Source organism: Sphingobium fuliginis, from assembly GCF_004152845.1.
GTDB lineage: Bacteria > Pseudomonadota > Alphaproteobacteria > Sphingomonadales > Sphingomonadaceae > Sphingobium > Sphingobium fuliginis.
Window position 1 is genome coordinate 1 of the sequence record NZ_SEON01000001.1, and the last position, 21,543, is coordinate 21,543.

Below are 21,543 nucleotides of genomic sequence, written 5' to 3' on the forward strand. Positions count from 1 at the left end.
GCCAAGCTCAAGCAGTGGCGCCGTATCGCAACACGCTATGACAAACTCGCCGCAAACTTCCTCGGCTTCGTCAAACTCGCCAGCATCATGCTATGGCTCAAATGATTAAATCGTCACTACGGCCTAGTTTCACCCCGTCAGAACCGAACCGTGCTCCTGCGAAGGCGGGAGCACGGCGGACCGGCCGCGAGCGCCTTCCGGGCGCTCACGACCGTCACCGCAGATCAGGCCGCCTTGCTGGTGGAAGCGCCGTGAATCTCGTCGATCGCTTCGCCCAGCGAGGCGTTGAACTCCTCGTCGCTCATCTGGTGGCGCAGGTCGTTCAGCAGCGCGCGGCTGAAGCTGGCGATGATGCCGCGATTCCTGGCCAGCTCGACGCAGGCTTCGGAACGCGAGAAACCGCCGGACAAGGCGACGACGCGCAGCACGCGGGGATGGTCGACCAGCGGATCGAACAGACCGGCCTTGGTCGGCAGCGACAGCTTCAGCATCACCTTGTCGTCTCCCGGCAGCGCGTCGAGATTCTTGAGGATTTCCTCCAGCAGGATCTGGTCGGCCTCTGCGCGTTCCGGGCTCTTGATGTTGACTTCCGGCTCGATGATCGGAACGAGCCCTGCGGCCAGCACCTGCCGACCGACCTCGAACTGCTGCCTGACGACGGCGGCGATGCCCTCGCGATTGGCGAGGTTGATGACCGAACGCTCCTTGGTGCCGAACACGCCCAGCGCCTTGGCGCGGTGCAGCAAGGTGTCGAGGCCGGGGTTCGGCTTCATCAACTGAACGCCGTTCGCTTCATCCTCCAGCCCCTTGTCGATCTTGATGAAGGGCACGACGCCGCGCTCGATCAGCGCCTGCGGAACCGATTTGCCGCCCGCTTCGCCGTCCATGGTGCGCTCGAACAGGATCGCGCCCAGCACCTTCTCGCCCGAAAAGACAGGCGAGGTGATGATGCGGCTGCGCATATCGTGGATCAGCGCGAACATTTCCTCTTCGGTGGACCAGGCGTCTTCCTCGATGCCATAGCCCTTCAGCGCCTTGGGCGTCGAACCGCCGCTCTGGTCGAGCGCCGCGATGAAGCCGTTGCCGCCCTCGATCTTCGCCTTCATGTCCTCGAACTGCATCTGCACATACCTCTTGGTTGGATGCGCCGCCCTCCCGGCAGCGCGTCTAGGGGGCGGACGCCATTGCACGGCGTCCATGGTCGAGCGGAGCGCGCCACTCTCCAAGGCGCGCGCCGCAATCTGAATCAGGCCATCAGCGCCTTGACGCCGGGCAGCTCCTTGCCTTCCATCCACTCCAGGAACGCGCCGCCAGCGGTGGAGACGAAGCTGAAATCGCCCGCCACGCCCGCATGGTTGAGCGCCGCGACGGTATCGCCGCCACCCGCGACGGACGTCAGCCCGCCTTCCTTGGTGAGCGCCGCCGCGGTCTTGGCCAGCGCCACGGTCGCCTTGTCGAAGGGCGCGATCTCGAATGCGCCCAGCGGGCCGTTCCATACCAAAGTCCGGCAATTCTTCAGCGCATCGCCCAACGCCTCGACCGCCGCTGGGCCGACGTCGAGGATCATCTCATCCTCTGCCACCTCATGCACGTTGCATGTGCGCAAGGAGGGCGGGTTGGCGGCAAATTCCTTCGCCACGACGACGTCATAGGGCAGATGGATGGTGCAGCCCGCCGCTTCCGCCTTGTCGAAGATCGCCTCCGCGGTCTCCGCCAGATCCTTCTCGCACAGCGACTTGCCGACATCCACGCCGCGCGCGAACAGGAAGGTATTGGCCATGCCGCCGCCGATGATCAGATGATCGACCTTGGCGACGAGGTTGTTGAGCACGTCGAGCTTGGTCGACACCTTCGCCCCGCCGACGACCGCCGCGACCGGCTTCACCGGTTCGCCCAGCGCGGCCTGCAGCGCGTCCAGTTCCTTCTCCATCGATCGGCCGGCAAAGGCGGGCAGCTTGTGCGCCAGCCCCTCGGTCGAGGCATGGGCGCGATGCGCGGCGGAAAAGGCGTCGTTGACATACAGGTCGCCAATCGCCGCCATCGCCTCCACCAGCGCGGGATCGTTCTTTTCCTCGCCGGCATGGAAGCGGGTGTTCTCCAGGATCGCGATGTCGCCGTTGCGCATCACCTTGATGCCGTCGACAGCCGCCTCGCCCTGACAGTCGGGGATGAACTGCACGTCGCGGCCCAGCACGGCGGTCAGCGGGCGAGTGATCTTGGAGAGCGAGAATTCGGGGTTCTTCTGGCCCTTGGGACGGCCGAAATGGGCAAGGATCAGAACCTTGGCGCCCCGATCGGCCAGTTCCAGCACGGTGGGCATCGCCGCGCGCAGGCGGGTGTCGTCGGAGACGGAACCATCCTGCATCGGCACGTTCAGATCCTCGCGCACCAGCACCACCTTGCCCGTGATGTCTTCCATGTCGTCGAGTGTCTTGAACGGCTTTGCCATGATCGCTCCCTGCTGCGAAAATAAGGATGGTGATGAAAAACCCCGCCGGACGGTCCGGCGGGGCTGATGGTCTTTTAGAGGAACTTCGCCACGACCCCGGTGGTGTCGATCATGCGGTTCGAGAAGCCCCATTCATTGTCGTACCAGCTCAGCACGCGGACCAGCGTGCCGTCGATCACCGCCGTTTCCAGGCTGTCGACGGTCGAGCTGCGCGGATCGCCATTATAGTCGATGGACACCAGCGGCTCCTCCGAATAGCCAAGAATGCCCTTCAGCGGGCCGGATTCCGAAGCGGCCTTCAGCAGTTCGTTGACTTCCTGGACGGTGGTGGCGCGCTTGGCGATGAACTTCAGGTCGACGACCGAAACGTTCGGGGTCGGCACGCGCACCGACGAACCGTCCAGCTTGCCCTTCAGTTCCGGCATCACCTCCCCGACAGCGCGAGCGGCGCCGGTGGTGGTCGGGATCATCGACAGGGCGGCGGCGCGGGCGCGGCGCATGTCCTTGTGAAGCTGATCCAGCGTGTTCTGGTCGTTGGTGTAGCTGTGGATCGTGGTCATGAAGCCCTTTTCGATGCCGATGGCGTCATGCAGGACCTTCGCCAGCGGCGCGAGGCAGTTGGTGGTGCAGCTCGCATTCGAGATGACGACGTCGCCGGCGCTCAGCGTCTCATGATTGACGCCGAAAACCACGGTCTTGTCGACGCCGGTGGCGGGAGCGGAGATGACGACGCGCTTGGCGCCCGCGGTCAGGTGCGCGCTGGCCTTTTCCTTGTCCGCGAAAATGCCGGTGCACTCCAGCGCGACGTCCACGCCCTGGGCGGCATGGGGCAGCTTGGCGGGGTCGCGTTCGGCGGTCACGGCGATACGCTTGCCGTCGATGACCAGGAAATTGCCGTCGACGCTCACTTCGCCGGCCCAGTTGCCGTGCACGGAATCACGCTTGAACAGCAGGGCATTCGACTTGGCGTCGCCCAGGTCGTTGATGCTCACCAGTTCCAGATCATGGTCGGTGCGCGAGAGAATCGCACGGGCGACCAGACGACCGATGCGGCCGAAACCGTTGATTGCTACCTTCGTTGCCACTGCACTTGTCTCCCGGTTGGTTTGAATTTCAGTCGAGCGCGGCCACGATCTGCGGCGCGATCTTGGCGGCGGTCAGGCCGAAATGATCGTAGAGCACTTCCGCCGGAGCCGAGGCGCCGAACGTATCGATGCCGAAACGCAGGCCGGCGATGCCGACATAACGCTCCCACCCGAAAGTGGTGCCTGCCTCAATCGAGGCGCGCAGGACATGGTGCGGAAGGAGATCATCCTTATACGCCTGCGGCTGCGCATCGAAATGCGCCCAGCTCGGCATGGAGACGACGTCCGCGCCGATGCCCTGCTCTTCCAGCAGCGCGGCGGTAGCGACGGCGATCTCGACCTCGGACCCGGTGGCGACCAGCACCACCTTGCGCTCGGCCGTGGCCGCCTTCAGGCGATAGGCGCCCTTGGCCGACAGGTTTTCACCCGCCTTCTCGGTGCGAAGCTGCGGCAGGTTCTGGCGGGTCAGCGCCAGCACCGACGGGCCGTCGGCATCCTTCAGCGCCAGTTCCCAGCACTCAGCCGTCTCGACAATGTCGGCCGGGCGATAGACGTCCAGGTTCGGGATCATGCGCAGCGACATGACATGCTCGATCGGCTGGTGGGTCGGGCCGTCCTCGCCCAGACCGATGGAGTCATGGGTCAGCACATGGATGGCGCGGATCTGCTGGAGCGCCGCCAGACGGATGCCCGCGCGCATATAGTCGGAAAAGACCAGGAAGGTGCCGCCATAGGGAATGACGCCGCCATGAAGCGCCATGCCGTTCATGGCGCAGGCCATGCCGAACTCGCGAATGCCGTAATAGACGTAACGGCCCGAATAATCGTCTTTGGTGAGCGGCCCGGTCGACTTGGTCTTGGTGTTGTTGGAGCCGGTGAGGTCCGCCGAGCCGCCCAGCGTCTCCGGCAGCAGGTCGTTGATCGCGCCCAGCGTCAGTTCGCTCGCCTTGCGGGTGGCGACCTTCTGCGGATTGGCGATCAGCGTGTCGATATAGGCGTCAAGCGAGAAACCGGCGGGCAGGTCGCCGGCCATGCGGCGCTCGAATTCGGCCCTTTGCGCGTTGGAACCAAGACGATCCGCCCAGGCCACATGGGCGTCGCCGCCCTTTGCGCCGATGGCGTGCCAGGCGGCGGCAATGTCTTCCGGGATCACGAAAGGTTCGGCCGACCAGCCAAGGAATTCACGAGCGGCAGCGACTTCGGCTTCACCAAGGGCGGAGCCGTGGACGCCCGAAGTGCCCGCCTTGTTGGGTGCGCCATAACCGATCTTGGTGGCGCAGGCGATCAGCGAGGGGCGCGGATCGGCCAGCGCCTCGTCGATGGCGCGGCGCACATCGGCCATGTCATGACCGTCGCAGGACACGACATGCCAGCCGGTCGCGGCATAGCGGGCGCGCACATCCTCGCTGCTCGAAAGGTCGACCGCGCCGTCGATGGTGATCTTGTTATCGTCCCACAGCACGATCAGGCGGCCCAGGTTCAGATGCCCGGCAAGGCCGATGGCCTCATGGTTGATGCCCTCCATCAGGCAGCCGTCGCCGGCCAGCACCCAGGTGCGGTGATCGACCAGATCGTCGCCGAACTGCGCATTCAGATGCCGCTCGGCAATCGCCATGCCCACCGCGGTGGCAAGGCCGGAACCCAGGGGCCCGGTGGTCGCCTCCACCCCCGCCAGCTCGAAATTCTCCGGATGGCCGGCGCAGGGGCTGCCCAGCTGGCGGAAATTCGCGATGTCTTCGATGGTCGGACGCGCATAGCCGGTCAGGTGCAGCAGCGAGTAGATCAGCATCGATCCATGGCCCGCGGACAGCACGAAGCGGTCGCGGTCCGCCCATTTCGGCGCCTTGGGATCGAACTTCAGATAATCCTTGAACAGCACGGTGGCGACGTCGGCCATGCCCATCGGCATGCCTGGATGGCCGCTGTTAGCGGCCTGCACCGCGTCCATGGAAAGCGCCCGGATGGCATTGGCGAGGGACTTTTCGGAAACGGTCATCGAAGCGGCGTCTTTCCTGGCTTGTCTATGGCCCCCTGTTAAGGCCAGCGAATCGAAATTGCGCCCCCTTTGTCGCCTCAGGGACAAGGCGTCAACTACGGGTGGCCCCCAGGGTGCGCCAAGCCGCCGAATGACGGCTTTTGCGCGGTGAAAACTTTGTCTATGCGTGGAGCATGGCAAGTGACCGAATGATGCAGGCGATCCGCGCTCTGGAACGCGCGATCGACCGGCTCGAACAGGATGTGGAAGGCCTTGCGTCGGCCGCCTCCGGCCCCTCCCCAGGCATCGACGCCGCCGCCGCCCGCACGGCGCTGCGGTCGCTGGACAGTCTCATCACCGAATTGAAGGGGCAGGATGTGAAGGAACAGGCCGGTGGCTGAAACCACATTGCACATTGCCGGGCGCGTCTATGACCTGCGTTGCCGCGACGGGGAGGAGGCCCATCTGGCGCATCTCGCCAACCTGATCGAGCGCAAGGCGCGACTGGCGCAGCAGAACACCCCGGGCCTGACCGAGGTGCGCACGCTGCTGTTCGCCGCGCTGTTCCTGGCCGACGAACTCAACGACCTGAAGCGCGAGGCGATAGGGCGGCAACAGACCCTGGCGCTGGAGCCGGAGGACGAGCCTGCCATCCGCGCGCTCGAATCCCTTGCCACCCGCATAGAAAAGCTGCGCGAGAGACTTGTCGCCGCCGCTCCTCAGGCCTAAATAGAGAGGCGACGGGCACTGCGCGGTATCGAGCTTTAGCGAACATCCCTGAGGCGATAATCACATCCACGGGGACTGTCCCTGGGCGGGCTCTGGCCCGATCTACATGGTTCCCACCTGACGTTGAGGCGTCAGAGGATTTTCCAGCACACGGCCGAGGCGGTCCCGTCACCCCCTCCCGCAATTCAAGGCCCCCGATGAGCGACGACACTGACAAGGCGACCCTGCGTGCCATCGCCCGGCAGAGGCGACGCGCCTTCGTGGCTTCGCTCGATCCGCTGGCGCACCGGCTGGCGTTCAAGGTGGTCCCTTCCCCCCTTGCGCATCGGCTGGCGGACGCTGAGGTGGTGGCTCTCTATATGGGCCTGGACGATGAAGCCCCCGCGCAAAGGCTGGCCGCGCCCTTGCAGGCCATGGGCAAGACACTGGCCCTGCCCCGCGTACTGGATCGGCTTGGCAGCATGGATTTCGTGCGCTGGAACCCGGAGGAACAGCTTTTCCCCGGCCTGTTCGGCACCAGCCATCCCGAACCGGTGGGCGATCCGGCTACCCCCGACGTCATCATCGCGCCGCTGATCGGCTTCGACCGGGCGATGAACCGGCTGGGGCAAGGGGGCGGCTATTATGACCGGGTGTTCGCACGCTATCCGGATGCCTTGAGGATCGGCCTCGGCTGGTCGGTGCAGGAACATGACGATCTGCCCGCGGACCCATGGGATCTGCCGCTGCACCTGATCCTGACCGAAGTCGAACTGATCGAAGGATATGAAGCATGAGCACGGACCCCCGGCCAGCCTACAAGCCGAGCTGGCGCAAGCCGGTGGGCATGTTCGTGATCCTGGGCCTGATCGCGCTCTGGGCCGTGCTTGTGGGCAGCCTGTCGGCGCTGATCGGACGGCTGCCGATGATGGTGCAGGTGCCGGTCTATGTCTTTCTGGGCCTGATATGGATCTGGGTGCTCCCGTTGAAGCGCCTGCTTGCCTGGATGGAGACGGGACGCTGGCGGGGATTTTGAAGGCGGGATGGATGGATTGCGGACATTCCCCCTCCCGCAGGCGGGAGGGGGTTAGGGGGTGGGCTGGCGCGGCATCTGCGCTGTTTTGCAACGGCTAAGTCAGAAGCTCGCTACGCTCGCGCCCACCCCTAACCCCTCCCGTTTACGGGAGGGGAATGTCCTGAATTGGCCATTTCCAGCCATATCCATTATAAAGGAAAGTGGCGCGAGTGACGGGGCTCGAACCCGCGACCTCCGGCGTGACAGGCCGGCGCTCTAACCAACTGAGCTACACCCGCGCAGGGCGGCATCTTGGCATGACCTCAATGGCCACCAGACGATGCTGATCTGGAAAACCTTCCACTTCCCCCTTGAGGAAAGTGGCGCGAGTGACGGGGCTCGAACCCGCGACCTCCGGCGTGACAGGCCGGCGCTCTAACCAACTGAGCTACACCCGCGTTCGGTGTGGGCGGGCATCTATGCGGCCCCGTTCCCCCTGTCAACTGCCTGCAACATCAGTTTCACGGCTTTCGTCATTTTCTTTGCGCGGGTCGACCGTCAGCGTGCCGCGCTCGAACAGGAAACCGGCGATATCCGGTGTTCCGGCCGCCGACACGACTGTCTGGATGATGATCAGCAACGGCACGCCCAGCAAGGCGCCCGGGGTTCCCCACACCCACCCCCAGAAGGTCAGCGACACCAGAATCAGCAGGGGGTTCATGGTGAGCCGCCGTCCCAATATCGTCGGCGTGATGACATTGGCCTCCACCAGATGGAATCCGACCTGCAAGGCCGCGGGCAGCAGCGCCTTCCACACATCGTCGAACACCATGAGCCCGCCGAGCGCCAGCAAGGCGGCCGCCAGCATCGGCCCGAAATAGGGAACGAAATTCAGCAGCGCGACAATTCCGCCCCACATCAGCGGCGAAGGCATGCCGATCAGCCACAACGCCAACGCCACCGCCAAGCCAAGGCACAGGTTGATCGTCGCGATGGTGAGGACATAGGCGGATGTCGCGTCGACCACATTCTGGATCACCCGCGCCACCGCCATTGCGCCATCGAAACTGCCCCGGCTGTTGATCGTCCGCCGCCGCAGTCGCGTCCAGCCGGCAAGGAAGAAATAGATGATGAGCAACGCGAACACCATCTGGATGATCGCCGCGGGGGCGGAGGTAGCCGCGAACTGCAGGAGCGATCGGGGCGCATCCACCGCCGCCGTCTGCGCCGCCGCCACCGGCCCGGTCGCCAGCATCTGCACCGTTTCGTCGACGAAGCGCTGAAGCTGCGAATAGAAATCGATCAACGGGGCGAGATTATTCTGTATCTGGGGAAGGCGCTCGGGCAACAGCCGGAACCAGTCGGCCGCCGGGACGACGATCAGCACGAGGGCGGTATTCGCCACCAGCAGGAAGGCGATCACCGCCATCAGCGCCGCCAGTGCGGAAGGGACGCGCCGCCGCTCCATCCATTCCAGGAACGGAACCAGCGCAATGGCGATCACCAGCGCGGCGGTCAGCGGCAGGAAGAACTCCGCCCCCTCCCTCAAGGCGAAGGGTAGCGCCAGGACGAGCCCGATCCCGGTCGTCAGCGCGATCGACGCCAGCAGGCGGTCCCGCCGCCGGTTGATCTCCTGCTGTTCCTGGGGTGTCACGCCTGAAATGTCCTTGCCCGCCGCCCTTTTTCTGCACCGGCGGCACCGGTCCGTCAATTTAGGCCCGACGATTTACATCAGCGAAACAGGCGGATAGCAAGGGAAACAAGGTCTTAACCAAATCTTCGGCACCTGCTGCCACATTCGGCCGGGAAACAGCATGGGGGACTGGGATGAAATTGGGGGCTTGGCTCGTCGCTCTCGCCTGCACGGCGGCGCCGCAGCTTGCGTCGGCACGGCAGGAGATCCGTTTGGAGCGGCAGATGTTCGTGGAGCGGGTCAGCACCGACGTCAACGGCCGCGCCCGCCGCGTGCTGGAAAGCGCCGACCGTGCAGGATCGGGCGACCAGCTTATCTTCGTCGTCAACTGGCGCAATGAGGGCAACCGTCCGGTGCGCGGCCTGGCCGTCACCAATGCCGTGCCGCGCGGTACGCAACTCGACCTCAGCGATCCGGCCATGCAGGTTTCGGTGGATGGGGGTGCTCATTGGGGGCGCCTTGCCGACCTCTGGCTGCCAACTCCGCTGGGCGGAACCCGTCGGGCCGTGCCTGCCGACATCACCCATGTCCGCTGGACCGTGCTGGACGAGATTTCACCGGGGGAGAGCGGCCGGCTGAGCTATCGGGCTACTGTTCGTTAAGCGGTACGGCGATCCGGGTGTAATTGGCCAATAGGCGCCCTTACCGCCCCGCTCCCAATACGCCCGCCACCCAATTCATTTCCCGATCCTGATCTCGAAAAGCCTGGCCCAGTTCTTGCCTGTCACGAACAGCCGGTCGGCCTTCGCGTCATAGGCGATGCCGTTCGCCACCGCCTCGCTGTCCTTCGCGCCGCTCGCCTTCAGGAGCGGCGCGATGTCGAGCCAGCCGATCACCGCGCCCGTGCGCGGATCGATCCGGACGATATGGGTGTCGTACCAGATATTGGCCCAGATCTCGCCCTTCACATATTCCAGTTCATTGAGCCGCTCCACCGGGCGGCCGTTCCATGTCACCGTGATCCGGCGCTCTTCGGTCAGCCCTTCGGGGTCCAGGAACCGCAATTGCGCGGTGCCGTCACTCATGATGAGGCTGCGCCCATCCTGCGTCAGCCCCCAGCCTTCCCCTTCATAACGGAACTGGGAAACCGGCGAAAAATCATCGAGCTTCCAGACGAAACCCTGCCGATGCCGCCAGGTCAGGCTGATCAGCCGATCCTTCCAGTTGACGATGCCTTCCCCGAAATAAGGGCGGGGAACGATCCGGCGGTTCAGCACCTTGCCGCTTTTGGGATCGACCTTCCGAATCTCCGACTCGCCTTCCAGACCCGTGCTCTCGTACAGGGCGCCGTCATGGTAGAAGAGCCCCTCGGTAAAGGCGCCGGGATCGTGCGGATAGCTTCGGACGAGCGTCCAGCGCGTTTCCGCCTGAGCGGGAACGATCAGCAGCCACGCGCCCAGCAGCGCGAAAAGCGCGCGCTTCATCCGGCGGCCTGGTCCGCCACGGCCCCAGCGAGCCAGCCGGGCAGGAACGCGGGATCGACATCCTCCACCCGCCGCAATTCGATGGAGAGGCCAAGATCGGCCAGCGCGGCCTTCTGCCGTTTCTCGTCGGCCTGGGCCAGCGGCACCGCGACCAGGCGCCGGTTCACCTTGTTGCGATAATGCATGCGGGCGGTGTTTTCCTGCCCGACATAGCATCCCTTGTCATAATCGACCCCGCCCAGTTCGCCGGCATTGGTTTCCAGCCATAGGATCTGGTCCTGTCCCAGTTCGCCCACCCCCTCGAATATGCCGAGCGACAGCCGGTGCGCCCGAAATGCCGCCGAAGCATCGCCCTCATCCGGCGGCGCGATCCAGCGATGGCCGAGTTGCGACAGACGTGGGTCGAAAGGCTTGCCAGAAGCCTCCAGCGCCCAATGCACCGCCAGTTCATCGGCCCGCGCAATGGCGACCTTGCGCCGCAGCCGGTAAATCGTCAGACGCTTCGCCAAGGCTTCCGCCTGACTCGCCTCGCAATCGATCAGCACATCCTCGCCATCCGCCCACAGGATGAAGTCGAACAGCGCCTTGCCCTGTGGCGTCAGCAGCGCGGTCCAGCGCGGTTCGCCCTCCTTCAGCCCCAGCACATCGCGGGTGAGCAGGCCCTGAAGGAAGCTTTTCGCCTCCTCGCCGGAAATTCTGAGGAGAGCGCGGTCGGTAAGGGTGGTGCCGGTCATCGGCTTTAGGTAGGACAATCGCCCATCATATCCAAGCCCACCCCCAAGCTGGCGAGACCGACATGACTTTCGACCTTCTCCTCAAGAACGGCACCGTGCACACCCCCGGCGGGGCGGAAAGCGTGGATGTGGGCGTGCGCGGCGGCAGGATCGTCGCCATCGGCACGGCGCTGGGCGACGCGGGAGAGGCGATCGACTGCACCGGCCTGGACGTGCTGCCCGGCTGCATCGACAGCCAGGTCCATTTTCGCGAACCGGGGCTGGAGCATAAGGAAGACCTGGAATCGGGCAGCCGCGCCGCGGTGCTGGGCGGCGTCACCGCCGTGTTCGAAATGCCGAACACCAACCCCAATACCGACACCGCCGATCGCGTGCACGACAAGCTGAAGCGCGCCCATCACCGCATGTGGTGCGACCATGCCTTCTATGTCGGCGCCACCGCCGACAATGCCGAGCGGTTGAAGGAGCTGGAGCGGATTCCCGGCACATCGGGGGTCAAGATCTTCATGGGCGCCTCGACCGGCAGCCTGCTGGTCGACGATGACGACGCCCTGTCGCGCGTGCTGGCCAGCGGCACCCGCCGCGTCGCCATCCATGCCGAGGATGAGGCGCGGATGAACGCCCGCAAGGATCATCGCGTGGAGGGCGACCCGTCCTCCCACCCCGTCTGGCGCGACGATGAAAGCGCGATGATCGCGACGAAGCGGATCATCGACCTTGCCCGCAAGGCCCGCCGCCGCATCCATATCCTGCATGTGACGACGCCCGCCGAACTGGAATATATCGCCCGTCACAAGGACATAGCGACCTGCGAGGTGACGCCCCAGCATCTGACCCTGGCGGCGGAGGACGCCTATCCCCGCCTTGGCACCTATGCGCAGATGAACCCGCCGATCCGGTCCGGCGCGCATCGCGACGGTCTGTGGCACTGGCTGAACCAGGGCGTGCCCGACGTGCTGGGCAGCGACCATGCCCCCCACACGATCGAGGAGAAGGCGAAACCCTATCCCGGCTCGCCCAGCGGCATGCCCGGCGTCCAGACGCTGGTCCCGCTGCTGCTCAACCATGTGGCGGAGGGACGGCTGTCGCTGCGCCGCTTCATCGAACTGACCTCCTCCGGTCCCCAGCGCGTCTTCGGCCTGGTGGGCAAGGGCCGCATCGCCCTGGGCTATGATGCCGACTTCACCGTGGTGGACCTGAAGAAGCGCTGGACCATCGGCAGCGACTGGCTGGCTTCGCGCTGCGGCTGGTCGCCCTTCGAGGGCATGGAACTGACGGGCAAGGCCATCGGCACCATCATCCGCGGGCATCGCGTGATGTGGGAGGACGCACTGGCCAACCAGGCGGTGGGCGAGCCTGTCCGGTTCGAAGCGACCGAGTTCGCCTAAACCGTAGCCAGGCGATTGCGGCGGGCAGCGGTCAGGCCGTCCGCCGCGAACAGGATGAGGCTGAGCCAGATCAGCGCAAAGCTCGCCATCTGGCCCGCCGTCAGCTTTTCCCCGAACAGCAATATGCCGCACAGGAACTGCAGGGAAGGCGCCAGATATTGCAGCAGGCCGAGCGTCGCCATGGGCAGCCGGTGGGCGGCGGTCGCGAACAGCAGCAGCGGCGCTGTCGTTACCGCGCCGGCGGCAATCAGCAGGATGGTGGTCGGCATGTCCTGCCCGAAGCCGACGCCGCCATGCCCCGACAGCCAGAACAGATAGGCCATGGCCGGCGGCATCAACAGCAATGTCTCGACACCCAGCCCCACCATCGGCGCCACCGGCGTCAATTTCCGGATCAGCGCGTAAAAGGCGAAGGTCAGCGCCAGCGCCACGCTGATCCAAAGCGTCGTGAGGGCGGTCGCCGCCATGATGGCGACGCCGACCGCGGCTATTCCCACCGCCGCCAACTGCCCTCGCCGCAGTCTTTCGTGGAGCAGCAGCACGCCCAGCCCGACGGTGACCAGCGGATTGAGGAAATAGCCCAGGCTGGCGGCGAGCACATGCCCGGCGTTCACCGCCCAGACATAGGTCAGCCAGTTCATGCCGATCAGGACGGCCGATGCGGCGAGGGCCGAAAGAAGCCGCCGGTCGCGCAATATCGTAACCAACTCGACAAGGTTGCGCCGCATCAGCAATAGCGCCAGGATCAACAGCAGCGACCAGAGCACGCGCTGGCTGACGATCTCCACTGCATTCACATGATGCAGCAGCTTGAAATAGATCGGCAGCAGCCCCCAAGCGCAGTAGGCGGCCACCGCCGCGATGAGGCCGCGGCGAGCCGCCTGTTCCGATGGCGGGGAGGAATTCAGAGGATGCCTCCGCCCAGGAACAGCCGCAGCGCACCGAAGGCCGCCACGACCAGACAGAAATTGCGCCCGCCATTTTTGGTCGAGAACATGCCGACAAAAGCGCCCAGCAGCGCGACCGGCACCAGCAGCCAGTTGAGCGCCCCCAGCAGCGGAAAGACCGCTGGGATCATCAGGATCAGGGTGACGAGGCCGATCAGAGCTGCCAGGATATTGAGCATGGTTGCACAAATGGCGTGTCGGCAGGCCCAGGGCAAGGCGGACAGCCGGGCCAGTTGGCAGAGACTGGCCCGCCCCAGGATTGAATTTCCGGATTCACCAATATCCCTAACGGAAAATTAACCTTTGCTCTTCATCCCCTGTTTACGAAGGAGTGAAGCCATGCCGCCTGTTCGGTCTTTCTATGTTCTGGCGATACTTGTCGCCCTGCCGCTGGCGGGTTGCGGCAAGAAGGAGGATGATCTGAACGCGCTCGACGCCCAGCTCACCAATAATGCGGTGGACGCGCTCGCCAATCAGATCGTGGTCGATCCGCAGCTCGCCGGCCAGCCGCAGCGTACCGCCAAACTCCCTGCGCTGAAGGGCGAGGCCGCCGCTGCGCTGGCGGCATCCGTCAAGCTCGCCGGCGGCACGCTGCTCGCCACGCCTGCGCCGGACGAGGGGGAGGCCAAGGAATCCGAATCGTCGCTCGCCGCCGTCGCCAGCGAGCAGAAGAAGCCGGGCGGCAACGCCTTCTGCCGCGAGCGGCTCATCCATGGTGCGCAATGGGCCAGCCGTCTGCCGGAACCATTCACCGTCTATCCGGGCGCGCAGCTGACGGAAGCGGCGGGTGCGGAAAAGGACGGATGCACGCTGCGCGCGGCGACATTCGTGACCCCTGTCCCATGGCAGAGCGTGATGGACTTCTACTATACCCAGGCGCGCCGCGCGGGTTTCGATGCCGAACACAAGGTTATGGGCGGCGACCATGTACTGGGCGGCTCGCGCAAGGATGACGGCAGCGCCTTCCTGCTCCTGTTCGCGCAAGCGGCCGACGGCACGACCAGCGTGGACGTGCTGGCGGACAACGGCCGATAAGGGGGCCGGCAGCCCGGAGAAGGCCGCGTTCCGCCATCCCTCACCACCACCAATAGCCTAATCCGCGAACAGCAGGACAGGCGTTTCCAGCAACTTCCGCACCGCCTGGACGAAGCTCGCCGCGTCCCAACCGTCGACCACCCGATGGTCGCAACTGATCGACAGGTTCATGAGCTTGGCAGGCACCACTTCACGGCCCCGGAAGACCGGCCGCTCGATAATGCGATTCGGTCCGATGATCGCCACTTCCGGCCGGTTGATGACCGGCGTCGTCGCCACCCCGCCCAGCGGCCCCAGCGAGGTGAGGGTCAGCGTCGAGCCGGACAGTTCCTCCGACTTCGCCTTGCCCGTGCGGGCCGCGTCGGCCAGCCTTTTTATCTCCGCCGCGAGCTGCCAGACATTGCGGTCCTGCGCATCGCGGATCACCGGCACCATCAGTCCAGCGTCGGTCTGGGTCGCAATCCCCATATGCACGGCGCCATAGCGCGTCACCACGCCCGCCTCATCGTCATAGCGCGCGTTCAGCATGGGAAATTCGGGCAGAGCACGGCAGATCGCCACGATCAGCAGCGGCAGCAGAGTGAGCTTCGGCTTGTCGCCGCGATGGGCATTCAGTTGCTCGCGGGTTTCCTCCAGCGCAGTGACGTCGATCTCCTCGACATAGGAGAAATGCGGGATGGCGCGTTTGGAGGCGGCCATGTTCTCCGCGATGCGGCGGCGCAGGCCGATGACCTTGACCTCCTCGTCGGCGCGCCTTCCTGAGCGCCCGGCCGGCCGATAGCCCTGCCCCGATCCGTAAAGGAGAAAGGCGTCGAGATCGGAATGGCGGATATGATCGCCGCCCGGCTTCACCTGGGAAAGGTCGATGCCCAGTTCCCTGGCGCGGGCCCGAACGGCGGGCGAAGCCAGCACATCGGCCTTCGCAGCCGTCCTCCCCTGCTGGGAGACGTTAGCGGAGGGCATGGGCGCGGCCGGCCTTTCCTCAGCAACGGCTGGGGCAGGATCGCCCCGCTCGCCGCCCTCCCCCGCCGCTTCAGGCAGGGGCGCCGTGATCGCGGGCGGCGGAGCTGCCTCGACGTTGGGAGCAGAGGCTTCGCCCTCTCCTTCCGTCTCGATCTCCACCAGCATGGAACCGATGGCGATCTGCTGTCCCGGCTCCCCGGCCAGCCGGACCACCGTGCCGGCAACCGGCGATTCCATTTCCACCGTCGCCTTGTCGGTCATCATGTCGGCGATCGGCTGGTCTTCCTCGACCCGGTCGCCGACCTTCACATGCCAGCCGACGATCTCCGCTTCCGCAATGCCTTCACCGATGTCCGGCAACCTGAACGTAAAAAGCGCCATGACAGCCCCTCAATCCTTCAAAATCTTGTTGATGGCCTCGCGAATTCGCACCGGGCCGGGGAAATAGGCCCATTCCAGACTGTGCGGATAAGGCGTGTCGAAGCCGGTGACGCGCTCGATCGGCGCTTCGAGGTGGTAGAAGCACCGCTCCTGCACCTGCGCCATCAATTCCGCGCCAAAGCCGCTTGTCCGCGTGGCTTCATGCACGATCAGGCAACGCCCGGTTTTCCGCACCGACCGCTCGATCGCCTGGATGTCCAGCGGCACCAGCGTGCGCAGGTCGAGGATTTCAGCATCCACGCCCATTTCGGCAACCATATTCTCGACCACATGAACCATCGTGCCATAGCAGATTATGGTCAGCGCCTCGCCCGCCCGCGCCACCCGCGCCTCGCCCAGGCTTATGCGATAATAGCCCGTCGGCACCTGCGCCTGCGCATGTCCCGCCCAGCTCTTGGCCGGCGCGTCGTAATGCCCGTTGAACGGCCCGTTGTAGATGCGTTTGGGTTCGAAGAAGATCGTGGGATCGTTATCCTCTATGGCCGCGATCAACAGGCCCTTGGCGTCATAGGGCGTCGACGGGATCACCGTCTTCACGCCCGACACATGGGTGAAGATGCCTTCGGGCGACTGGCTGTGCGTCTGCCCGCCGAATATGCCGCCGCCAAAGGGCGAGCGCACCGTCATGGGCGAGATGAACTCCCCCGCCGAGCGGTAGCGGAGCCGCGCCGCTTCCGACACAAGCTGGTCCAGCGCGGGATAGATATAGTCGGCAAACTGGATCTCCGGCACTGGCCTCAGGCCATAGGCGCCCATGCCCACCGCGACGCCGATAATGCCGCATTCGGTGATCGGCGTATCGAACACGCGATTCTTGCCATATTTCTGCTGCAAGCCCGCCGTTGCGCGGAAGACGCCGCCGAAATAGCCGACATCCTCGCCCATCACGACCACGTCGGGGTCGCGCTCCATCATCACGTCCAGAGCGCTGTTGATCGCCTGGATCATGTTCATCTGGACCGTATCACCGTGGGTTTCCGTAACCGCTTCGCTCATCATGTCGCTCACAGGCCGGCTGCCTTCCATTCGTCGAGCATCTGCTGCTGCTGCTCGCGCAGGTGCCAGGGCATTTCCTCGAACACATCCTCGAACATCGATTCCATCGGGTGGTGCAGGCCGTGGCCGAGGATGCCGTTCTTCTCTGCCTCCCGCGCCGCGTCGCGGACCGTTTCGGCCAGTTCCCTGTCCATCGCCGCATGCTGCTCCTCGTCCCAGATGCCGAGCGCGATGCAATGTTTCCGCAGCCGTGCGATGGGGTCGCCCAGCGGCCAGTGGCTCGCCTCGTCGGCGGAACGATAGGCGCTGGGATCGTCCGACGTGCTGTGCCCCTCGACGCGATAGGTGAAATGTTCGATCAGGGTCGGGCCCGCATTGGCCCGTGCCCTGTCGGCGGCCCAGCGCGTCGCAGCATAGACCGCCAGCGCATCGTTGCCGTCGACCCTGAGGCCGGCAATGCCATAGCCGATGGCCCGCGCCGCGAAGGTCGTCGCTTCGGCGCCCGCAAAGCCCGAAAAGCTGCTGATCGCCCACTGGTTGTTCACGACATTCATGATCACAGGCGCGCGATAGACGCTGGCAAAGGTGCAGGCGGAATGGAAGTCGCCCTCCGCCGTGGACCCTTCCCCGCACCAGGTCGCCGCGATCCGCGTGTCGCCCCGCGCCGCGCTGGCCATGGCCCAGCCCACCGCCTGCGGATATTGGGTCGTGAGGTTGCCGGAAATGGAGAAGAACCCCGCCTCCCGCGCCGAATACATGATGGGAAGCTGGCGCCCCTTCAGCCTGTCGCCCTTGTTCGAATAGATCTGGTTCATCATGTCGACGATGGGCCAGCCACGCGCGATCAATATGCCCTGCTGGCGATAGCTGGGGAAGCACATGTCGTCGCTGGCCAGCGCAGCCGCGGCGCCGATCGACACGGCTTCCTCACCCGTCGACTTCATGTAGAAGCTGGTCTTGCCCTGCCGCTGCGCGCGGAACATGCGCGCGTCGAACGCCCGGGTCAGCGCCATGGCCCGCAGCATCTTCAGCAGCGTTTCGGGCGGCAGCTTCGGATCCCAGGGGCCGACCGCCGCCCCTTCCTCGTCCAGCACCCGGACCAGTCCATAGGCAAGGTCGCGCATGTCGCCCGGCTGCGCGGTCTCGTCCGGCCTTGGCTGCGCACCCGCGGGCGGAATGTCGAAATCGCTGAAATCGGCGGTGTCGCCCGGCCTGAATTTCGGCTCCGGCACATGCAGCCGAAGCGGCGGCAGATTACGCCCCGCCCCTTCCATTCCGGCGTCCGAATCGATCCGGTCGCTCATCCTGCCTCCTTTTGTGCATTGCAATAATATTGCTCAGTGCAATTATTATATTACAACACCCGCAAAGGCAAGCCTTACTGACCCATTTGGCCGCGCCTCGTCCTCCGCTAGACGGCGACGGGGGCGGCGATATGCCTTTGCGGCGCATAATCGACCACTTCGAAATCCTCGATCCGATAGTCGAAAATGCTCGAAGGCCGACGGTTGATCCGCAATTTGGGGCTGCCCGCTGGAATTCGCTCGATCTGCTCCTCCACCAGCGCGGCATGGTTGAGGTAGAGATGCACGTCCCCGCCCTGCCAGACGATCTCGCCTGCCTCCAGATCGCATTGCTGCGCCAGCATCCGGGTGATCATCGACAGGCCGAAGATATTGAAGGCGAATCCCAGCCCCAGATCGCAGCTCCGCTGGAACAGCAGCCCGTTCAGGCGCCCGTTCGCCACCTGGAACTGATAGGTCATATGGCAGGGCGGCAGCGCCATGCGCGATACTTCCGCCACGTTCCAGCCAGTGAACAGCAAACGCCGCGATCCGGGACTGGTCCGGATCGCCTCGACCAGATCGGCAATCTGGTTATGTCCCTGCGCGGCCCGGCGGTAGAGCCCGTCCCCGACCTCCTCATAGCGCGGCCAATTCACCCATTGCGCGCCATAGACCGGCCCCAGATCGCCCCAACGCGCCGCGAAGGCCTCATCCTCGACGATCCGCGCCTCGAACGCATCGCGGTCGATCTCCTCGCCCGTGGCCCGGCGATAGCTGTCGAGCGGCCAGTCGGTCCAGATATGCACGCCCTGCCGCACCAGTTCGCGAATGTTGGTGTCGCCGGTCAGGAACCAGAGCATCTCCCGCGCCGCGACTTTCCAGTAGACCCGCTTGGTGGTGAGCAGCGGCACCGCATCGTCGGCCAGGGAGAAGCGCATCGTCGCGCCCAATATCGACCGCGTGCCCACGCCCGTCCGGTCGATCCGCTCATCCCCATGCCGCCAGATCTGCCGCATCAAGTCCAGATATTGCTGCTCATAATGGGGCGGGAAGGATGCCATGCGGACACTTTCATGATTCTGGCGAATGTCCCCTCCTGTAGCGAAGCGGCCCGCCGACGCCAAATGCTGCGAAACGGATCAAATTGTCCGCCATCCGGTCGGAAAGGGATCAGCCTTCCCCTACCGCTCACGCGGCGCAAGCCCATTCTGCCGCGCATGTGTGAATGCGTTTCCCTAAACCTCCTCGTCCTGGACGAGGAATGGCGCCCACTCCACCGGCTGCGCGCCGATCAGGACTGGCACTGCACCGTGGGCGCGCTGCTGCGATGGGAAAGCCATTGGCTGGCGATCGAACAGCAACGGCCGGGCAGCCCCCTTCCCCGCTGGGCCGACATCCGGCTGACCCGGACCCTGTCGAAACGCCTGCGGCCGATCGAGATCGCGCTGGCGGACCATGTGATCCACACCGGAAAAGGCCGTTTCAGCTTCCGCCAGGCGGGGCTTTTATAGGCTGCCCAAAAAAAACCGCATCGGCCGCTTGCCAGCCGGAAAAGCCGCCTCTATAGGCTGCGGCCTGCCCAGCGGGATCGCCTCGAAACGGACCCGCTATCGGTCGGGGAGTAGCTCAGCCTGGTAGAGCACTGTCTTCGGGAGGCAGGGGCCGGAGGTTCGAATCCTCTCTCCCCGACCATCATCCTTGTCGGAAAATGCGTGGCTTTTCGCGACAACCTGCTCCCACGGCGCAATCCATGAAAAATCAGCCGACGACGATCGAAATGGACGAGTTCGATCGGAAGATCGTCGCCGCCCTGGTCGAGGATGGCCGCATGACAGTCACCGATCTTGCCCAGACGGTGGGCCTGTCCAAGACGCCCTGTCAGGTTCGCCTGCGTCGCCTCATCGACACCGGGGTGATCCGCGGGTTTCGCGCCATCGTCGATCCCGCGAAGCTGGGCATGGACCATGTCGCCTTTGCGGAGGTGAAGCTGTCCGACACGCGCGAAAAGGCGCTGGATGAGTTCAATGCCGCCGTCCGCCGCATTCCCGAGGTCGAGGAATGCCATATGATCGCCAGCAGCTTCGATTATCTGCTGAAGGTGAGGACCGCCGACATCCGCCGTTACCGCGCCGTGCTGGGCGAGAAGATCTCCAGCCTGCCCCATGTCGCCAGCACCTCCACCTATGTCGCGATGGAAACCGTGCTGGATGCGGGCGGCCATCCCCGGAACAGGGGCCGCGCCTGACCGGTCCGGAAGCGGGTTGGAGGATTTTGCTTAGTATCGGGCGAGCTTCCCGTTACCATTACGCCCATGGAACCGAGAAGCTCTAGGCGGCAGCGCAACGCCCCTACCATCAATGATGTTGCGAAACATGCGGGTGTGTCGCCCATGACGGTGTCCCGCGTCATCAACGGCGAACAGATCGTGAGAAGCGCCACCAAGGAAAAGGTGGAAGCGGCCATCGCCGCGCTCAACTATTCGCCCAGCGCCGCCGCGCGCAGTCTGGCGGGCGGGGACGAAACCCGTATCGGCCTGCTCTACAGCAACCCGTCGGCCTCCTATCTGAGCGAATTCCTGGTCGGCAGCCTGGACCAGGCGAGCCGCAGCGGGGTCGATCTGGTGGTGGAGAAATGGGATGAGGAAACCGCCATCGACACGGTGGTCGACCATCTGTTGCGCGGCCGGATCAACGGAGTCATCCTTCCGCCCCCATTGTGCGATCATCAGGCCATGAAGGATGCGCTGAAGGCGGCGGACATCGTCGCGGTCGCGGTCGCCACCGGGGAAGCGCCCGCAGACATGTCGGCCGTCAGCATCGACGACCATGCCGCGGCGCTGGCGATGACGCGCCATCTGATCGCGCTGGGCCACCGCCGCATCGGCTTCATCAAGGGCCACCCGAACCAGAGCGCCAGCCAACGCCGGTTCGAAGGCTATGGCGATGCGCTGGCGGAGGCGGGTATCGAGCTGGACGAGACGCTGGTCGAGCAGGGTTATTTCACCTATCGCTCCGGACTGGATGCGGCGGAACGCATTCTGGCGCTGCCCGAGCCGCCGACCGCGATATTCGCCAGCAATGACGACATGGCGGCGGCGGCCGTCGCCATCGCCCATCGCAGCGGACTGGACGTGCCGGGCGACCTGACCGTCTGCGGCTTCGACGATACGTCGCTGGCGACCACGATCTGGCCTGAACTGACGACGATCCGCCAGCCGATCAGCGCCATGTCACGTGCCGCCGTCGAATTGCTGGTGCGGCAGATCAAGGCGCGCAAGGGCAAGTCGGGGGAAAAGCCTTCGCATCTGCTGCTCGATTATGAGCTGATCCGGCGGCAGTCGGACGCCGTTCCGCATTGACGGCTTTTCCGTCATGAGGGCCGGGTTCTAGCGCGGCAGCGATCCA

General features: G+C 64.9%; 23 protein-coding genes, 3 tRNA genes and 1 pseudogene. 12 read left to right on the forward strand and 15 right to left on the reverse strand.

Annotated elements, in window-relative coordinates:
* Positions 1 to 105, forward strand: a pseudogene (locus tag EWH10_RS00005) (IS5/IS1182 family transposase); the annotation flags it as partial.
* Positions 106 to 224: 119 nt separating this feature from the next.
* Here the strand turns inward: EWH10_RS00005 and EWH10_RS00010 are convergent.
* From EWH10_RS00010 to tkt, 4 genes are all read right to left on the reverse strand, one after another.
* The gene (locus EWH10_RS00010; protein WP_044662548.1) at positions 225 to 1,121 is read right to left on the reverse strand and encodes a fructose bisphosphate aldolase; all 897 of its coding nucleotides are present in this window, start codon (positions 1,119 to 1,121) and stop codon (positions 225 to 227) included.
* A gap of 125 nt (positions 1,122 to 1,246) precedes the next feature.
* Entirely contained in the window at positions 1,247 to 2,449 is a 1,203-nt protein-coding gene (locus tag EWH10_RS00015) for a phosphoglycerate kinase (protein WP_044662549.1), read from the reverse strand.
* Between the two features lie 74 nt (positions 2,450 to 2,523).
* Entirely contained in the window at positions 2,524 to 3,534 is a 1,011-nt protein-coding gene (gene gap, locus EWH10_RS00020) for a type I glyceraldehyde-3-phosphate dehydrogenase (protein WP_025552063.1), read from the reverse strand.
* 28 nt (positions 3,535 to 3,562) lie between these two features.
* Complete coding sequence (gene tkt / locus EWH10_RS00025; RefSeq protein ID WP_044662550.1) at positions 3,563 to 5,530, reverse strand: transketolase; 1,968 nt, start codon at positions 5,528 to 5,530, stop codon at positions 3,563 to 3,565.
* A gap of 173 nt (positions 5,531 to 5,703) precedes the next feature.
* Between tkt and EWH10_RS00030 the strand changes: the two genes are divergently transcribed.
* The 4 genes from EWH10_RS00030 to EWH10_RS00045 all read left to right on the forward strand — a co-directional run bounded on the left by EWH10_RS00030 (position 5,704) and on the right by EWH10_RS00045 (position 7,253).
* Positions 5,704 to 5,910 (forward strand): hypothetical protein, encoded by a 207-nt coding sequence (locus tag EWH10_RS00030; RefSeq protein WP_229742433.1) that lies wholly within the window; start codon positions 5,704 to 5,706, stop codon positions 5,908 to 5,910.
* The gene (locus EWH10_RS00035; protein WP_044662552.1) at positions 5,903 to 6,238 is read left to right on the forward strand and encodes a cell division protein ZapA; all 336 of its coding nucleotides are present in this window, start codon (positions 5,903 to 5,905) and stop codon (positions 6,236 to 6,238) included. The genes EWH10_RS00030 and EWH10_RS00035 overlap by 8 nt, the downstream gene beginning before the upstream one ends.
* A gap of 197 nt (positions 6,239 to 6,435) precedes the next feature.
* Positions 6,436 to 7,014, forward strand: a complete 579-nt coding sequence (locus EWH10_RS00040) for a 5-formyltetrahydrofolate cyclo-ligase (RefSeq protein ID WP_025552056.1) — start codon at positions 6,436 to 6,438, stop codon at positions 7,012 to 7,014.
* Positions 7,011 to 7,253 carry a DUF2842 domain-containing protein gene (locus tag EWH10_RS00045; RefSeq protein ID WP_025552055.1) on the forward strand — a complete coding sequence of 81 codons (243 nt, stop codon included), beginning with the start codon at positions 7,011 to 7,013 and terminating at the stop codon, positions 7,251 to 7,253. Before EWH10_RS00040 ends, EWH10_RS00045 begins: the two co-directional genes overlap by 4 nt.
* A gap of 201 nt (positions 7,254 to 7,454) precedes the next feature.
* On the opposite strand, the gene EWH10_RS00050 is transcribed toward EWH10_RS00045, so the two are convergent.
* The 3 genes from EWH10_RS00050 to EWH10_RS00060 form a co-directional block, all read right to left on the reverse strand.
* A tRNA-Asp gene (locus EWH10_RS00050) sits at positions 7,455 to 7,531 on the reverse strand.
* An 82-nt stretch (positions 7,532 to 7,613) separates the two neighbouring features.
* Positions 7,614 to 7,690, reverse strand: a tRNA-Asp gene (locus EWH10_RS00055).
* Between the two features lie 41 nt (positions 7,691 to 7,731).
* On the reverse strand, positions 7,732 to 8,886 hold the full coding sequence (locus EWH10_RS00060; protein WP_044662553.1) for an AI-2E family transporter: 1,155 nt from the start codon (positions 8,884 to 8,886) through the stop codon (positions 7,732 to 7,734).
* Positions 8,887 to 9,059: 173 nt separating this feature from the next.
* Here EWH10_RS00060 and EWH10_RS00065 point away from each other — a divergent pair, with 173 nt between their 5' ends.
* Positions 9,060 to 9,527 (forward strand): hypothetical protein, encoded by a 468-nt coding sequence (locus EWH10_RS00065; protein WP_044662554.1) that lies wholly within the window; start codon positions 9,060 to 9,062, stop codon positions 9,525 to 9,527.
* 75 nt (positions 9,528 to 9,602) lie between these two features.
* Here EWH10_RS00065 and EWH10_RS00070 read toward each other — a convergent pair whose 3' ends face one another.
* Together EWH10_RS00070 and ygfZ are read right to left on the reverse strand one after the other, a co-directional pair.
* Positions 9,603 to 10,349, reverse strand: a complete 747-nt coding sequence (locus EWH10_RS00070; RefSeq protein ID WP_044662555.1) for a glutaminyl-peptide cyclotransferase — start codon at positions 10,347 to 10,349, stop codon at positions 9,603 to 9,605.
* A complete protein-coding gene (ygfZ, locus tag EWH10_RS00075; RefSeq protein WP_044662556.1) occupies positions 10,346 to 11,083 on the reverse strand; it encodes a CAF17-like 4Fe-4S cluster assembly/insertion protein YgfZ in 738 nt (245 codons plus the stop codon). Before ygfZ ends, EWH10_RS00070 begins: the two co-directional genes overlap by 4 nt.
* 62 nt (positions 11,084 to 11,145) lie before the next feature.
* Between ygfZ and EWH10_RS00080 the strand changes: the two genes are divergently transcribed.
* The gene (locus EWH10_RS00080; RefSeq protein WP_044662557.1) at positions 11,146 to 12,471 is read left to right on the forward strand and encodes a dihydroorotase; all 1,326 of its coding nucleotides are present in this window, start codon (positions 11,146 to 11,148) and stop codon (positions 12,469 to 12,471) included.
* Here EWH10_RS00080 and rarD read toward each other — a convergent pair.
* Together rarD and EWH10_RS00090 are read right to left on the reverse strand one after the other, a co-directional pair.
* The gene (gene rarD, locus EWH10_RS00085; protein WP_076605722.1) at positions 12,468 to 13,334 is read right to left on the reverse strand and encodes an EamA family transporter RarD; all 867 of its coding nucleotides are present in this window, start codon (positions 13,332 to 13,334) and stop codon (positions 12,468 to 12,470) included. The two genes, EWH10_RS00080 and rarD, sit on opposite strands and share 4 nt — an antisense overlap.
* Positions 13,335 to 13,375: 41 nt before the next feature.
* Complete coding sequence (locus EWH10_RS00090; protein ID WP_044662558.1) at positions 13,376 to 13,597, reverse strand: hypothetical protein; 222 nt, start codon at positions 13,595 to 13,597, stop codon at positions 13,376 to 13,378.
* A 160-nt stretch (positions 13,598 to 13,757) separates the two neighbouring features.
* Here EWH10_RS00090 and EWH10_RS00095 point away from each other — a divergent pair, with 160 nt between their 5' ends.
* Positions 13,758 to 14,453: a hypothetical protein gene (locus EWH10_RS00095; protein WP_044662559.1), complete on the forward strand. Its 696-nt coding sequence runs from the start codon at positions 13,758 to 13,760 to the stop codon at positions 14,451 to 14,453.
* A gap of 57 nt (positions 14,454 to 14,510) precedes the next feature.
* On the opposite strand, the gene EWH10_RS00100 is transcribed toward EWH10_RS00095, so the two are convergent.
* The 4 genes from EWH10_RS00100 to thyA form a co-directional block, all read right to left on the reverse strand.
* On the reverse strand, positions 14,511 to 15,797 hold the full coding sequence (locus tag EWH10_RS00100) for a dihydrolipoamide acetyltransferase family protein (protein WP_044662560.1): 1,287 nt from the start codon (positions 15,795 to 15,797) through the stop codon (positions 14,511 to 14,513).
* 9 nt (positions 15,798 to 15,806) lie between these two features.
* Complete coding sequence (locus EWH10_RS00105) at positions 15,807 to 16,811, reverse strand: alpha-ketoacid dehydrogenase subunit beta (protein ID WP_025550931.1); 1,005 nt, start codon at positions 16,809 to 16,811, stop codon at positions 15,807 to 15,809.
* A gap of 50 nt (positions 16,812 to 16,861) precedes the next feature.
* The gene (locus EWH10_RS00110; protein WP_044662561.1) at positions 16,862 to 18,157 is read right to left on the reverse strand and encodes a 3-methyl-2-oxobutanoate dehydrogenase (2-methylpropanoyl-transferring) subunit alpha; all 1,296 of its coding nucleotides are present in this window, start codon (positions 18,155 to 18,157) and stop codon (positions 16,862 to 16,864) included.
* Positions 18,158 to 18,264: 107 nt separating this feature from the next.
* On the reverse strand, positions 18,265 to 19,200 hold the full coding sequence (gene thyA / locus EWH10_RS00115) for a thymidylate synthase (RefSeq protein WP_044662562.1): 936 nt from the start codon (positions 19,198 to 19,200) through the stop codon (positions 18,265 to 18,267).
* A 156-nt stretch (positions 19,201 to 19,356) separates the two neighbouring features.
* Here thyA and EWH10_RS00120 point away from each other — a divergent pair, with 156 nt between their 5' ends.
* The 4 genes from EWH10_RS00120 to EWH10_RS00135 all read left to right on the forward strand — a co-directional run bounded on the left by EWH10_RS00120 (position 19,357) and on the right by EWH10_RS00135 (position 21,497).
* Positions 19,357 to 19,650 (forward strand): JAB domain-containing protein, encoded by a 294-nt coding sequence (locus tag EWH10_RS00120; RefSeq protein WP_044662563.1) that lies wholly within the window; start codon positions 19,357 to 19,359, stop codon positions 19,648 to 19,650.
* Positions 19,651 to 19,754: 104 nt separating this feature from the next.
* A tRNA-Pro gene (locus EWH10_RS00125) sits at positions 19,755 to 19,831 on the forward strand.
* A 58-nt stretch (positions 19,832 to 19,889) separates the two neighbouring features.
* Positions 19,890 to 20,384, forward strand: coding sequence for an Lrp/AsnC family transcriptional regulator (locus EWH10_RS00130; RefSeq protein WP_025550938.1), 495 nt, complete (start codon positions 19,890 to 19,892; stop codon positions 20,382 to 20,384).
* Between the two features lie 66 nt (positions 20,385 to 20,450).
* The gene (locus EWH10_RS00135; protein WP_130029748.1) at positions 20,451 to 21,497 is read left to right on the forward strand and encodes a LacI family DNA-binding transcriptional regulator; all 1,047 of its coding nucleotides are present in this window, start codon (positions 20,451 to 20,453) and stop codon (positions 21,495 to 21,497) included.
* Positions 21,498 to 21,543 lie beyond the last annotated feature (46 nt).

Excerpts from the sequence above, each read along its gene's own strand:
- EWH10_RS00010 (WP_044662548.1), bottom strand. The coding sequence starts at position 1,121 with ATGCAGTTCGAGGACATGAAGGCGAAGATCGAGGGCGGCAACGGCTTC.
- EWH10_RS00015 (WP_044662549.1), bottom strand. The coding sequence starts at position 2,449 with ATGGCAAAGCCGTTCAAGACACTCGACGACATGGAAGACATCACGGGC.
- tkt (WP_044662550.1), bottom strand. The coding sequence starts at position 5,530 with ATGACCGTTTCCGAAAAGTCCCTCGCCAATGCCATCCGGGCGCTTTCC.
- EWH10_RS00030 (WP_229742433.1), top strand. The coding sequence starts at position 5,704 with ATGGCAAGTGACCGAATGATGCAGGCGATCCGCGCTCTGGAACGCGCG.
- EWH10_RS00040 (WP_025552056.1), top strand. The coding sequence starts at position 6,436 with ATGAGCGACGACACTGACAAGGCGACCCTGCGTGCCATCGCCCGGCAG.
- EWH10_RS00045 (WP_025552055.1), top strand. The coding sequence starts at position 7,011 with ATGAGCACGGACCCCCGGCCAGCCTACAAGCCGAGCTGGCGCAAGCCG.
- EWH10_RS00065 (WP_044662554.1), top strand. The coding sequence starts at position 9,060 with ATGAAATTGGGGGCTTGGCTCGTCGCTCTCGCCTGCACGGCGGCGCCG.
- EWH10_RS00070 (WP_044662555.1), bottom strand. The coding sequence starts at position 10,349 with ATGAAGCGCGCGCTTTTCGCGCTGCTGGGCGCGTGGCTGCTGATCGTT.
- ygfZ (WP_044662556.1), bottom strand. The coding sequence starts at position 11,083 with ATGACCGGCACCACCCTTACCGACCGCGCTCTCCTCAGAATTTCCGGC.
- EWH10_RS00080 (WP_044662557.1), top strand. The coding sequence starts at position 11,146 with ATGACTTTCGACCTTCTCCTCAAGAACGGCACCGTGCACACCCCCGGC.
- EWH10_RS00090 (WP_044662558.1), bottom strand. The coding sequence starts at position 13,597 with ATGCTCAATATCCTGGCAGCTCTGATCGGCCTCGTCACCCTGATCCTG.
- EWH10_RS00095 (WP_044662559.1), top strand. The coding sequence starts at position 13,758 with ATGCCGCCTGTTCGGTCTTTCTATGTTCTGGCGATACTTGTCGCCCTG.
- EWH10_RS00100 (WP_044662560.1), bottom strand. The coding sequence starts at position 15,797 with ATGGCGCTTTTTACGTTCAGGTTGCCGGACATCGGTGAAGGCATTGCG.
- EWH10_RS00105 (WP_025550931.1), bottom strand. The coding sequence starts at position 16,811 with ATGAACATGATCCAGGCGATCAACAGCGCTCTGGACGTGATGATGGAG.
- EWH10_RS00110 (WP_044662561.1), bottom strand. The coding sequence starts at position 18,157 with ATGAGCGACCGGATCGATTCGGACGCCGGAATGGAAGGGGCGGGGCGT.
- thyA (WP_044662562.1), bottom strand. The coding sequence starts at position 19,200 with ATGGCATCCTTCCCGCCCCATTATGAGCAGCAATATCTGGACTTGATG.
- EWH10_RS00120 (WP_044662563.1), top strand. The coding sequence starts at position 19,357 with ATGTGTGAATGCGTTTCCCTAAACCTCCTCGTCCTGGACGAGGAATGG.
- EWH10_RS00130 (WP_025550938.1), top strand. The coding sequence starts at position 19,890 with ATGAAAAATCAGCCGACGACGATCGAAATGGACGAGTTCGATCGGAAG.
- EWH10_RS00135 (WP_130029748.1), top strand. The coding sequence starts at position 20,451 with ATGGAACCGAGAAGCTCTAGGCGGCAGCGCAACGCCCCTACCATCAAT.